Raw genomic sequence first — 12173 nt, 5'->3', positions numbered from 1 at the left:
TCAAGCGGACGCGGCGTGACGGCCTGGCTCACCGGCCTGCCGAGCGCGGGTAAGTCGAGCATCGCGGAGGCCACCGCGACGCTCGCCGCCAGTCGTGGCCTCGCCGTACAGGTCCTCGACGGCGACGAACTGCGCCGGACCCTCTGCGCCGGACTCGGGTTTTCCCGCGAAGACCGGATCACCAATGTCCGGCGAATCGGCTACGTGGCCGAGCTGCTGGCCCGCAACGGCATCATCGCGCTCGTCGCCGTTATCGCACCGCACCGGGTGGCGCGCGACGCGGTCCGGGCCCACCACGAGCGCGCGGGAACCCGCTTCTTGGAGGTGCACGTCGACGCACCGGTCGAGATCTGCTCACTGCGGGATCGCAAGGGCCTCTACGCGCGACAGCGAGCGGGCACCCTGACCGGGCTCACCGGCGTGGACGACGGCTACGACCGCCCGGAAGCGCCGGATCTCCGGCTGCTCACGGCGACTCACACTGTCGACGCTTGCGCGCGCGAGGTGCTCCAACTGGTCACCGATCGCGCCCAGGTCGCGGCCATCTCGGGGAAGGGACGTCCGTCATGACCGAGCCACGGGTTCGCCAGGTGACCGAGGCCGAAGTAGCAGCTTTCCGCGAACACGGGTGGGTGTTGCTGCGCGACTTCGTCCGCCCCACACAGCTCGCCGCGCTCGCGGCGGAAATCCGCCGGCTCATGGGCACGAACGCGCAGCGGCACAAGGACGGCAGAGGCTGGCTGTCTTCGATCTGGCGTACCTACGACGAACCCGGCCACGAAAGTGAACGGCTCTGGGAATTCGCCACGTCAGCGGAAGTCGGGCGCATCGGTGCCCGTTTCCTGCGTGACCGCCCGGTGCGCTTCCTGCGCGACGAAGTTTACGTGAAAATGCCGACCGAAGAAGGCGGAGGCCAGCCGACGCCGTGGCACCAGGACTTCGCTTACGCCAATCGCGACCGGTCCGAACAACTGAACTTCTGGATAGCGTTGGCGGACATCCCAGCGAACGGGGGCGGGATGCGCTACCTGAGCGGTTCGCACCGGGCCGGCCTGCTCGGGCGGTCGTTCGACGGCGAAGCCGACGACACGGTCACCCGCCATCCCGAACTTGTCGACGAATACCCCGTCTCACCTCAAGTGGCCTTGCGTGCCGGCGACGCGTACGCGCACCACGCCATGTCGGTGCACGGCGCTTGGGCGAACACCTCCGACGCGATCCGCTGGAGCTACACCGTCGTGCTCTTCGACGCCGACGCCCGCTACACCGGCGTCCCATGGGCCGCGAGGCTCGCGGAAAAGATGAAGACCATCAAGATCAACGATACTTTCGAACACCCGCTCACCCCCATTGTGTGGCCGACGGGAAACTGTGGTCAGAATGAGATTTGAAGTGTGGCAACATCGTTTTTCAACCTTGACGATGACCAGGCGATTCAGTAACGTCGAGAGTGGTGTCGAATCGGCACTGGCGAGACCGGGGGAAATCACCACGAATCTGGCCAGATTTCTCGTCGAGCTCCCGGATTTTCGGCGTTCCGAGCATCTTTTCCGACACCAGTCATTTACCCGCGCGTCGTGGCGCGGTGCGTCGCCAACAAGACGATATCGCAAAACACGCGCACTCTGAAAGGGGAAAGGAAATGACCGCTGTCTGGGACACCCGTCCACAGACCGAGGTGGTGCGCACAGTTCCTTACACCGGGGACGGCACCGGCGTCGCCACACCCGATGCCATCGAGACCGTCCGTTCGGCACTGCGGGAAGAAGGCATCGTCATCGTGCGGGGCTTCCCCGCCGAAGCGGCCTCGCTGGTCGCCTTCTCGAAGCAGCTGGGCAAGCCGGAACCCGGCGTGCTGGACGACGGCTCCCTGAAGCCGGACGAGCCGATGTACTGGATCAACGACATCACCCACCAGAAGAAGGGCGGCGGCGAGCTCACCATGCACACCGCCGGCTCGCACGCGGCCGCCGAGCCCCGCATCCACCTGCTCCTGATGGTGGAGAAGAGCGATCTGCCGGTGACCGAAGGCGAAACCGACAACGGCCAGTCGCAGTTCGCTCGCGTGGACGACGCGGTGGCCAGGATGTCCGACATGTTCGGGAGCGAGGCAGCTGAGGCCGCGCTCTCGGTGCTGCTGCGGACACCGATCAGCACGGAGTTCCCCGAGGACGCGCCCCGTGTCGACCCGTTCCTGACCAGGGCGACCGACGGTACGTGGAGCTTCCGCTACTGGCGGCGGATCAAGCAGCACGCGGCGAACGCGGACTTGACCACCGAGCAGATCGAAGCGCTGCACATGTTCGACCAGGCGCTCAACGCCGAGAAGTTTGAGTTCGCTCTCGAGAAGGGTGACCTCGTCGTTCTCGACAACCACCGGACCGCGCACGGTCGCCGCGAGTTTCCCGCCTACGCGCAGGACGCCGACGGCAACCAGCTCGTGTCCAAGCGGCGCATCTTCAACATGCACATCGCAGCGGAGATCTGACTAGAGAACTGCCTCGGGCAGTGAGCGTCACCCTGCCGGCTCGGCCAGCGACGGCCGGGCCGGCAGGGCCGGGGTGAACAACGACGACATCAAGGAGGTGGCCGATGCAGGACGGTTTCTACCTTTCGACGTACCTCAACAGCGCCGGCCTGAATCGGCTTGTCAACGTCGCCTACCGGCACGACAACAACGTCTCGCTGTGGCGGAAGCACGGCCGCGCGGTAACTCTGCTCGGTCACTGGGAGCTGGAACGCCTGACCGGGCAGAAGCAACACCGCACGCCGTTCGCCCACCTCGACGACGCGCGCTCGTTCCTGAACGTCCTGCTCGCCGACTTCGACCTGACGCTCGACGACATGACCGAGATCTGGGGCACTCCGGGGCTCGCCACCGTCGACGACTACCACCTGGTCGCGGAACACCCGGATCTCGCGTACCACAGCCTCGGCCACCTCTACAGCGCCATGCTCCTCGACAGCGACGTGTTCTTCGACGGCACGGTTCTCGGCATGGCCGTCGACCGCGGCCCCGATCGGCTGCTCGACCGCCGGTGGAAGACCTGCTGGTTCGCGGGGGCCGTCGCCCGTGCGGGATCCGTCGAATTCTTCCCGATCGAGTCGCCGGGCCCCCTCTATGGATCGGCCAAGGACCGGTTCCGGCTGCGCGAAGGCACGCTGATGGCGCTCGCGACGGCCACCGATGCCGAGGGAAACTGCGACCGAGAGGCCATCCTCGACGAGTTCGCGTTCAGCGGTTTCGAAAGCATGGCCCAGGCACCGGCAGCCCTCGACCGCATCCATGAGCAGGTGCGGGACACCGCGGGAGGCGACCCGCGGTTCACCGAAGAGGAAAGCCTGATCAGCGCCGTCATGAAGGAGGTGCAAGGCATCTCAGTCATGATCATGGAGCGCAACGTTGATCGCGCCGTGGACCGCTTCGCCCTCGACCCGGGTACCACGCATCTCGCGCTAGCCGGCGGCTATGCGCTCAATTGCCCGACCAACAGCCACCTGATGCTGAAGTACGGCTTCGCCGGTCTGCTGGCGCCGCCGTGCGTCAGCGACGGCGGCCAGTCGATCGGCATGGCGCTCGCCGCGTTCCACAAGAAAACCGGCGGTGCCCGGTTCGACTTCACCTTTCCGGGCGCCTACCTCGGCCGCGCCGACGACGATGTCGACGAGGCGCTGGCCGAGTTCGCCGACTTCATCGTCGACGTCTCCCCGGCCGGTCCCGAGGTCGTGGTCGACGACATCCTCGACGGTCCGGTCGCCTGGTTCGCGGGACGTTCGGAAACGGGACCACGCGCACTGGGCAACCGCAGCCTGCTGGCGGATCCCACCTCGCCGGCCGCCAAGACTGCGCTCAACGAACTCAAACGACGCGAGTGGTGGCGCCCGGTCGCGCCGGTGGTGCTGGAAGAGCACTTGACCGACTGGTTCGCCGACTCCCGGCCGTCGCCGTACATGCTGGAGACCTTCACCATCCGCGACGACCGGCGCACCCGCATCCCGGCGGTCGCCCACCTCGACCAGTCGGCCAGGGTGCAGTCGGTCAACCCGGCCCAGAACCCGCGGCTGTACGCCCTGATCGCGGCGTTCCACCGGCGGACCGGGGTACCGATGCTGTGCAACACCTCGCTCAACGACAAGGGCGAGCCGATCGTCGACACCATCGCCGAGGCGGTGACCTTCTGCTTGCGCAGACGAGTCCCGATCGCGTACTTCAACGGGCGGCGGGTGGTGTTCACCGATTTCGAAGCCTTCCCGGCTCCCGGGCCGAGGCCGCGAACAAGAGAGCCGTTCGTGGCGTCTCCCGTCGAACGTTCGGCAGCGGTCCGAGCGGAGGCGAACCCCCACGGCCTGCCCGACTTGCACCTCTACCTGCTCCTGCGCGATTTCGAGCTCGGGGCACGCTTCGACATCAGGACCGAGCAAGGCGCCGCGGGCGCGTTCGCGACCGTGGAACACCGTTTGAACAACGAACCCGGATTGCGCGAGCACACCGAACACGCGATGCGGCGGAGCGCGCTGCAGTTCGCCGACTTCGGGCAGGAGCACATCTTCGACGCCGGCCACGCCGCGGCACACCGATAGGGGAACGATGACCATTCAGCAGACGACCACCACGAACGACCTGGAGCGGCGGGAACAGCTCGAGCAACTCGCCAAGATCGTCGCCGTCCTCGACCGGCTGGGCCCGTCCACCATCCCTGAGCTGCTAAGGCACACCATGCGTGCGGACCGCCAGCTCATTCCGCTGCTGGCGCTCGGCATCGAACGCGGCCAGGTGTCCCGCGACGGCGATCACTACCGCACGCCGCAAGCCACCGCGCCGGAGATCGGCAAGCTTGCGGCGACACTGTTCAACCCGCACGAGGCCTTCCTGCATAGCGGGCAGGGCCGGGCCCTGCTGGACCGGCTCGCCGACGTCGCTCAGGGTAGGCCGAGCGAGGAACACGAGTTCCAGCAGCGGCACGTCTCGCTGCGGACCTCGCTCCTGCGCGCGCTCTACCTCGCCTACCGGGGCGACGTGCACGGCAAGAAGATCGTGCTGCTCGGCGACGACGACCTGACCGGTCTCGCGTTGTGCCTGATCGGCGGCTTCGCGCAGCTCGTGGTGCTGGAGGCAGATCCCCAGCTGGTCGCGTTCATCACCGACCGGGTCGCCCGGCTGGGTGCCGAGAACGTGGAAGTGCGAGTCTACGACGCCCACGACGAAGTCCCGGCTGATCTGGCCGGCGCCGCAGACACCTACTTGTGCGATCCCACGCGCAAGCTCTACCAGGTCTTCCTCGAACGCGGTATCGCTCTCCTGCGCCCCAGCGGAGTGCTGTACTCCTTCGTCAACCCCAGCCACTCCCACCCGGTCGGGCAGTTCATCTTCCAGCGCGCCGCGCTGGACCTGGACTGGGTCTTGACCGACGTCGTGCCCGCGTTCAACGAATACCGGAGGCAGCCGGGATCGCTCACGCCGGAGGAGGAAGCGTTCTATTCGCCTGAGGACGACGACGAGGCGGTTTCGTTCACGGAATCGCTCGTCCGGTTCGTCAAAGGCGCCGGCCGCGAGGCCGAAGCCGAAATGATGAAGTGGGTGGACAGCGGCAAACCGGCGATGTTCTACCGGCCCGGCCCGGCCTGACCACGCAGGAAGGGGAGTCCCATCATTCATATGGTCTACGACGTCACCGGCTGCGAACTCACAGGCCTCGGCACGACCGAACTCGTCGGCGCCATGCGGAAGACAGCCGCGCTGCTCGGTTGCACGGTGCTGGGTGAGCTGCCGGTCCAATTCCAGCCGCACGGGGCGACCGCGGTGATCGTGCTCGCCGAATCCCACATCACGGTTTCCACTTGGCCGGAAATCGGGCTCGCGCACATCGACGTGTTCACCTGCCGCGCCGACGCCGAAGTGGACGACGCCGTGGCACCCGTGCTGGCCGCGTTGCGGGCCGGTGAGGTGAAGGTACAAGAAGTAACACGTCTTGGCCCGCCGACGTCGTCGCGATCGACGGTCGAATCGGGAGCCTCGGGAAACTGTAGGATCGCGCAATGCAGCTAGTGAACTTCGACGACCCCCTGCCCATCGACCAGCCCCGCCGGTTCACGGTCGCGGGCCCCTCCGGTTCCGGCAAATCCTCACTCGCCCGGACCATCGCCGCACGGCTCGAAATTCCCTACGTCGAACTGGACGCGCTCTATCACGGTCCGGAATGGACGGTCAGAGAGACCTGGCAGGAAGAGGTGCTCGATTTCATCGCCGGTCCCGAATGGGCCATCGAATGGCAGGGCGAAGAGGTCCGCGAGCAGATGACCGGACGGGCTCAGGTACTGGTGTGGCTGGATCATTCGCGCGTGACGGTGACATCACGGGTGGTCCGCCGCACCGTGCGCCGCAGGTTCGGGGGCTCGCCACTGCCCAACGGCCTTCAGGAAGGACCGCTCCGCACGTTCTTCACCGACCCCGACCACATCATCAAGTGGTCCTGGCGCTACCACGAAAAGATCCGGAACCGGGTGAAGCGCGTCATCGCCGAAGACAACCACCCGGGACTGGTGATCGTCCGTCTGAGGGGTCAGCGGGAGGTCGACGCCTGGCTTCGCGGTCCTTTCGCAGCGGCCACGTCGAGCGGCGAGCCGCAGCGTCGGTAGGTACAGACCACATCATGGGGGAGATTCCGGTTCGGTGAGCGACGAAACGAAGCTGTGGAATTCACGCTTCTTGCTCCTGCTGGGCGGTTTCGCGCTGTCCGCCGTCGGCGACGGCATCTACTTGATCGCGATGAGCTGGTGGGTGCTGGAGCGGACGGGTTCGGCGAGCGCACTCGCGGTCGTCACCATCTGCACGACTGTCGCCATCCTGCTCACCGGACCGTGGGCCGGGGTGCTCATCGACCGAGGCGACTTGCTGCGGCTGCTCGTCATCGCGGACGGCTGGCGAGCGGCTGTACTCGGCGGCCTCCTGGCCATCGCGGCGGCCACCGGATCGGCCGGGCTCGCGCTGCTGGCCGGAGCCGGGTTGCTGATGGGAATCGGCACGGGGATCGCCAAACCAGGGGTACTCGCGCTGATCCCCCGCATTGTCAGCCGGGTCGACGTGCCCCGCGCCAACAGCGTCTTCGACACCGTGCGCACGACCGCGATGCTGGCGGGTCCGACGCTCGGTGGGATCGCGGTCGCCGGATTCGGCCTGTCCGGCGCGCTCGTCGTCGACATCGGTTCGTTCCTCCTCTCCGGTACGGCGGTGCTGCTGCTGCGCCGGCTCGACTCCCGGACGATCGGAGCGCCGGTCAACCGTCAGAAGAAGGCGCGGCTGAGCGAATGCCTGGTCGTGCTGCGGCGCTGCAAACCAGCCCGGGCCAGCATGCTGATCACGGGTGTGGCCAACTCGGCGTTGTCGATGTATTCACTCGCCATTCCGGTGCAAGCCGCGGTGCTGGGCCGAGAAGGCGGCGCGGTCCTCTACGGCCTGTCACTTTCTGCGTTCCAAGCCGGCATGCTCGTGGTCGGCGTGATCACAGCCAGCAAGCTCGGACGCCGTCTCCGCATCCGCACTTGGGTGATGTGCTGCACGTTGGGCTGCCTCGCCGGGGGCGAGCTGCTCGCCTCGCTCGCCGACGCGCGAACCACACTGCTGGTCGCCGGCTTCCTAGTCGGCGCCGGGATCATGCTCACCGCGGTTCTCGCCGACAGCCAGGTGCAGATCGCCATCCCCCTCGACATGCAGGGCCGGGTGCAGGGGGTGGTGCAATCCGTGTCCACCGGGCTGCGGCCGGTCGGGACCGCCATCGCGGGTGCGCTCGCTGAGGCGCGTGGTCCCGGGCTCGCCCTCTTGGCCGCCGCACTCGCCACGACCGCACTCGCCGTCTTCGTCGGGCTGACCCGGGCCTACGACCAAGTTGTCACTGACGGCACGTTGACCACCGAACCGTGAAATCCATCGCGAAAGATCAGGAGTGAACGATGATCAACACGGGAATCAGCCTCGAACGTTTCGACAAGCCCTTCCTGCACTACCTCGGAGAAGGCCTGGTCTCGCCGGAGGACATCAGCGCGTTGAACGCCGTCCTCCCCGATCGGGAGATCTACAGCCGGGAAATCAAGACTGGCTCTGAACACCGCAAAGAGTACCGGATGTGGCGTTCCGAAGTCGCACTCGAGAGCGTGCGGGCACCGGTCGCCGACCGGCTCGCGCCTCCGTGGTCGAAGCTGGTCGACAGTGTGTTGAGCTCCGACTTCCGGCATTGGCTGTCGGAGAACGTCAAAATCGACCTTGCCCCGTGCCCGCAGACCGTGGGGCTCTACGTCTTCGAAGACGGTGACTACACGACCATCGACACCGGGAAAGAAGAGAAGGCTCTGACCTTCGCGTTGTACCTCAACGAGTTCTGGGAGGAGGGTTTCGGCGGGAACTACCAGCTCTACTCCGCCAAGGAACCCGCGGCGTCGCCGGACCGGCAGATCGTCCCGATCGGCGGCCGCTGCACGACCATGACCCCCGGCCCCTCGACCTGGCACCGGATCCAGCAGGTCGATTCGGGCGGGCGCGCCGATCGGCTGGTCATGATGCTGGAATTCTGGCGCCCCTGATGGCGCACGTGCTCTTCGGCGATGCGACGCAGGCCGGGTTGCACACCATCCGGCGAGCTGTCGAAAGGGGCCACTACGTCACGTTCGTGCGCGGGATGTCGGTGCACTACTACGCCGTCGACGACGAGTTCCGGGCACTGCTGGACCGGGTCGGGGAAGTCATCGAAATTCCCGACGCCTTCGACGCAGACGCGCTGACCGATGCGATCGGGAAAGCACACGCTCGACGTCCGGTCGACGGGGTTGTCGGGCAGTACGACTCGGTGCTGCCGGCGCTTTCCGAAGCGTGCGAGCGCTTGCAACTTCCCTTCACCAGCACCGCAGGTGTCCGCAATGTCCGGAACAAGGCGTTGGCCAGGCAGCTGCTGAACGAAGTCGGACTCGCCTCCGCCCGGTTCGCCGTCGCCCACAACACCGATGACGTCCTGCGTGCGGCGGAGAAGATCGGCTACCCCGTCGTCGTCAAGCCGGTCAGCGGTACGGACAGCATCATGGCGTCCCGGGCCGATCGGCCCGCCGAGGTCCGCGCAGCGGCGGAGGAAATCTTCGCCGCCGCGGCGGACCGGCGCACACCCGAACTCGTGCGGCGGCTGCTCGACAACGGGGTCCTCGTCGAGGAGCACGTCGAGGGAGAGCTGGTCTCCGCCGAGCTCGGCGTTCTGCGGGGGAAGACCTGGCGTTTCCTGATCACCGGGCGGTCACGAGCGGCGGAGAACGACTGCATCGAAATGGGTGCGGTCCTGCCTGCCCACCACGCTTCCGTGGACGAGGAAGCCTGCTTCGCGTACGCAGAGCGGGTCTGCCGCGCGGTGGGGCTCGACCACGGCGTGTTCCACGTCGAAATGATCGTGACCGGTGAGGGACCGGTACTCGTCGAGGTGAACCCACGGGCAATGGGAGGGGTGATGGCTCGGCTCTACAAGCTGCTCACCGGCACGGACTTCTGCGACTACATCCTCGACATCCACTTGGGAAAGCACCCCCGCCCGGGCTCCGTCCCGCGGCACCGAACGATCACCGCGCGGCGGCTCATGCCCCGCCGGAGCGGAACCCTCCCGGACCAGCTCGACTTGGCAAGCCTCGAGCGGCTCACCTGCACACTCGACAACTTCGAGAACTTCCGCATCCGGCCCGGTGCCGCAGTCGAACGGCAGCAGGTACTCGGCCGCTTCGCGGTTCTCGGCGAGGACTGGGCCGACGCGATGCGGCGAGCGGACGAGCTGATCCCGAGATTCGAAGAGCGACTGGGCATTCCGCTGATCCGCCCGGCCTTCGCGACCGCGGGGACCGGACTCGACGAGGCGTAGCCTCCGCTCCTTCCCGTCATCAGAGCCAAGTCAGGACGTGAACATGTCGATCCTCCCCACCGTCCGACGCGTCGAGGACCTCACCGTCGAGCTCGACGTCTCGGCACCGGTCGTCACCCTGTTCAGCGGCGGCCTGGACAGCAGCCACCTGCTGTTCATGCTGGCGGAGCGAGGTTTCCGGGACATCACCGCACTGGTCGTCGAGCTCGGCGACTTCGTCGACACCGAGAACGCCGCGGCACTTTGCGAGCAGTTCGGTGCCCGGCTGGAGGTGATCGACCGGCGCGCGGAGCTGGTGAGCGAGTTCGTGTTCCCGGCGATCCAGGCACAAGCGATCTACCTCGGTCTCCATCCGATCAGCTCATCACTCACCCGTCCGTTGATCGCCCGGGAAGGGGTGCGGCTCGCACGGCAGGTCGGCGCCGAAGCCATCTTGCACACGGCTAGCCGCTCGCAGAACACGTTGCGCCGGATCAACGGCGCCATCGGAACCCTCGGCTTCATGGGCAAGTTCGGATCCCCCTACGACGCGTCGGCCGTCCAGCGCGCTCAAAAGCAATTCGACTTGAAGAGCGCCGGCATCGATCTGTTCTCCGACCGCGCGCTCAGCTCTGACTGCAATCTGTGGTGCCGCGAATTCGAGTCGGGATTTCTCGATGACCCCGAAGGGTTCGCCGCTCCAGCTGAATTCTACAAGTGGAGCCGCGCGGATCCGGCCGCCGGCGACCAGATCATCTCGCTTTCCTTCCGAGAGGGCATCCCCGTTGCTTTGGATGGCGAAGCCGTCGGGGGGATCGAACTGATCGACCGACTCAACCGGATCGCCGGCGCGTTCGGACTCGGCCGGTACAGTGGCCTGGAACACCTGGACTCCGGAGCAAAGGTGCTGGAAGTGCGCGAGATGCCCGCGGCCGAGGTTCTTCTGCGGGCTTACCGGCACCTGGAATCGGCGACAGTCGAAGCGGAGACCATCCGCGAAAAGATGGCCTTGGAGCAGATTTGGGTCCGGGAGGCGCTCGAAGGCCGATGGTTCGGCAGCCTCCGGCACGCCGCCCAAGCCTTCATCTCTTACGTCCGGATCGCGGTGACGGGCACGGTGATGTTCGAGCTTTCCGGCCACGGCGCGGAAGTGGTATCGATTCGCGCCGAGCGCCCATTGTACGTGAGAAGCCGTGAAACTTGGGAAGCGACCTCGGTGTCCGCGTGGTGATGCCGAGATCAGCCAAATACCGTGGCCAGTGAAACTGAGTGCCGCGGATCGCATGCACGCCGCCGGGCATGAGGTCGTCAGGCCCGACTTCCACGCATGCCAGACCGCGTCGCCCCCTCAACGGGGCTTCCGGTTGAAGGACGGAGTGATCAGCTGGGCCAAACATCGAGCAGCGTGCGGGTCACGCCGTGCGCGACCCGCCGGCTGACAAGATGCTGGCTGGCACGTCGATGGGTGCGGTGTTCAGCGCGTTGCTGTCGCACCGACCCGACGCTGCGGGGCGTAGTTCGTTGGACGACGCCGAGCAGCAGCGACCAGGAACGGCGGGAGCGCGATCGTCCGGGCGGAGGCCCGGGTCTTCGGCGCCCCCAGCCACCGCATGGACCCCGACTCATGAAGCGCACCCACCAGCGGATCGATCACGATCACGCCGCGTCGGAGGTCGACGTTGTCGCGGTGCAGCCCGGCGAGTTCGCCCCACCGGCAACCGGTCCACGCCGCCGTGATGATCAGCAGCCGCGCGATCGGGCCGCCGAGCAGACCGGTCTGCTCGGCGATCCGCACCACCTGCTCCGGCATCGCCCAGATCCTCTCCGGTACCGCCCGCCGCGACCGTCGACCACGACGCCTCCGCCGACACCTGATTGAACGGGATTAGCCGCTCATCGGCCGCGTCGGCCAGCGGCATCGACAACAGGTTCACCTGCGAACTCACCGTCGACGGGGCGGAACCGGCTCGCTCCAGCTCCCGAGCCCACTCGGTCACACCCAGCGCCGTGATCGCACCCGACGGCAGGCCCCCGAACTTCGGCAAGGTGTGACACCGCAGCCAACTCCGATAGCTCTCGATCGTCCGCCGATATCTCACGCGTCACGACCTGCTGCCGCGCTGCTCCACCCACGCCACAACGACCTCCCACACCAGGCTGCGAACAACGAGGCGTTGACCCCAACGGTGGTGCCACCGCCGGCCAGCATCCAGATGCACAGACCCACCACGACCGGTCCGTACGCACTCTCATGCCGACCAGCGGCTGCAACAACGGATCGACCATTCATTGCAGCGCACCCGCGCAGCCCCG

The 12173-nt window shown here is 66.8% G+C and carries 12 protein-coding genes; 11 read left to right on the top strand and 1 reads right to left on the bottom strand.

The features are described from left to right. Positions 1-15 precede the first annotated feature (15 nt). The 11 genes from cysC to H5965_RS38440 all read left to right on the top strand — a co-directional run bounded on the left by cysC (position 16) and on the right by H5965_RS38440 (position 11091). Positions 16-570, top strand: a complete 555-nt coding sequence (cysC, locus tag H5965_RS38490) for an adenylyl-sulfate kinase (RefSeq protein ID WP_310975973.1) — start codon at positions 16-18, stop codon at positions 568-570. Continuing rightward, positions 567-1391, top strand: a complete 825-nt coding sequence (locus tag H5965_RS38485; protein ID WP_310975972.1) for a phytanoyl-CoA dioxygenase family protein — start codon at positions 567-569, stop codon at positions 1389-1391. Before cysC ends, H5965_RS38485 begins: the two co-directional genes overlap by 4 nt. 251 nt (positions 1392-1642) lie before the next feature. Further along, a complete protein-coding gene (locus tag H5965_RS38480; protein ID WP_310975971.1) occupies positions 1643-2488 on the top strand; it encodes a TauD/TfdA family dioxygenase in 846 nt (281 codons plus the stop codon). Between the two features lie 104 nt (positions 2489-2592). Further along, positions 2593-4581 (top strand): carbamoyltransferase C-terminal domain-containing protein, encoded by a 1989-nt coding sequence (locus tag H5965_RS38475; protein WP_310975970.1) that lies wholly within the window; start codon positions 2593-2595, stop codon positions 4579-4581. Between the two features lie 7 nt (positions 4582-4588). Next, positions 4589-5626 carry a bis-aminopropyl spermidine synthase family protein gene (locus tag H5965_RS38470; protein WP_310975969.1) on the top strand — a complete coding sequence of 346 codons (1038 nt, stop codon included), beginning with the start codon at positions 4589-4591 and terminating at the stop codon, positions 5624-5626. 30 nt (positions 5627-5656) lie between these two features. Continuing rightward, positions 5657-6046 (top strand): adenosylmethionine decarboxylase, encoded by a 390-nt coding sequence (gene speD / locus H5965_RS38465; RefSeq protein WP_310975968.1) that lies wholly within the window; start codon positions 5657-5659, stop codon positions 6044-6046. Beyond that, positions 6037-6636: a (d)CMP kinase gene (locus H5965_RS38460; protein ID WP_310975967.1), complete on the top strand. Its 600-nt coding sequence runs from the start codon at positions 6037-6039 to the stop codon at positions 6634-6636. The genes speD and H5965_RS38460 overlap by 10 nt, the downstream gene beginning before the upstream one ends. 34 nt (positions 6637-6670) lie before the next feature. Beyond that, positions 6671-7918, top strand: a complete 1248-nt coding sequence (locus H5965_RS38455; protein ID WP_310975966.1) for an MFS transporter — start codon at positions 6671-6673, stop codon at positions 7916-7918. A 29-nt stretch (positions 7919-7947) separates the two neighbouring features. Further along, the gene (locus tag H5965_RS38450; RefSeq protein WP_310975965.1) at positions 7948-8574 is read left to right on the top strand and encodes a 2OG-Fe(II) oxygenase; all 627 of its coding nucleotides are present in this window, start codon (positions 7948-7950) and stop codon (positions 8572-8574) included. Then, the gene (locus H5965_RS38445; RefSeq protein WP_310975964.1) at positions 8574-9881 is read left to right on the top strand and encodes an ATP-grasp domain-containing protein; all 1308 of its coding nucleotides are present in this window, start codon (positions 8574-8576) and stop codon (positions 9879-9881) included. The genes H5965_RS38450 and H5965_RS38445 overlap by 1 nt, the downstream gene beginning before the upstream one ends. Before the next feature lie 43 nt (positions 9882-9924). Beyond that, positions 9925-11091: an argininosuccinate synthase-related protein gene (locus H5965_RS38440; protein ID WP_310975963.1), complete on the top strand. Its 1167-nt coding sequence runs from the start codon at positions 9925-9927 to the stop codon at positions 11089-11091. Between the two features lie 243 nt (positions 11092-11334). Here H5965_RS38440 and H5965_RS38435 read toward each other — a convergent pair whose 3' ends face one another. Then, positions 11335-11670, bottom strand: coding sequence for a hypothetical protein (locus H5965_RS38435; RefSeq protein WP_310975962.1), 336 nt, complete (start codon positions 11668-11670; stop codon positions 11335-11337). Between the last annotated feature and the right edge of the window lie 503 nt (positions 11671-12173).

Source organism: Amycolatopsis sp. 505 (assembly GCF_031625235.1).
Taxonomy (GTDB): Bacteria; Actinomycetota; Actinomycetes; order Mycobacteriales; family Pseudonocardiaceae; genus Amycolatopsis.
This window is presented reverse-complemented; position numbering and strand designations above follow the sequence as displayed.

Bases quoted from the DNA above. Each gene is read 5' to 3' on its own strand.
- H5965_RS38485 (WP_310975972.1), top strand. From the start codon at position 567: ATGACCGAGCCACGGGTTCGCCAGGTGACCGAGGCCGAAGTAGCAGCT.
- H5965_RS38480 (WP_310975971.1), top strand. From the start codon at position 1,643: ATGACCGCTGTCTGGGACACCCGTCCACAGACCGAGGTGGTGCGCACA.
- H5965_RS38475 (WP_310975970.1), top strand. From the start codon at position 2,593: ATGCAGGACGGTTTCTACCTTTCGACGTACCTCAACAGCGCCGGCCTG.
- H5965_RS38470 (WP_310975969.1), top strand. From the start codon at position 4,589: ATGACCATTCAGCAGACGACCACCACGAACGACCTGGAGCGGCGGGAA.
- speD (WP_310975968.1), top strand. From the start codon at position 5,657: ATGGTCTACGACGTCACCGGCTGCGAACTCACAGGCCTCGGCACGACC.
- H5965_RS38460 (WP_310975967.1), top strand. From the start codon at position 6,037: ATGCAGCTAGTGAACTTCGACGACCCCCTGCCCATCGACCAGCCCCGC.
- H5965_RS38450 (WP_310975965.1), top strand. From the start codon at position 7,948: ATGATCAACACGGGAATCAGCCTCGAACGTTTCGACAAGCCCTTCCTG.
- H5965_RS38445 (WP_310975964.1), top strand. From the start codon at position 8,574: ATGGCGCACGTGCTCTTCGGCGATGCGACGCAGGCCGGGTTGCACACC.
- H5965_RS38440 (WP_310975963.1), top strand. From the start codon at position 9,925: ATGTCGATCCTCCCCACCGTCCGACGCGTCGAGGACCTCACCGTCGAG.
- H5965_RS38435 (WP_310975962.1), bottom strand. From the start codon at position 11,670: ATGCCGGAGCAGGTGGTGCGGATCGCCGAGCAGACCGGTCTGCTCGGC.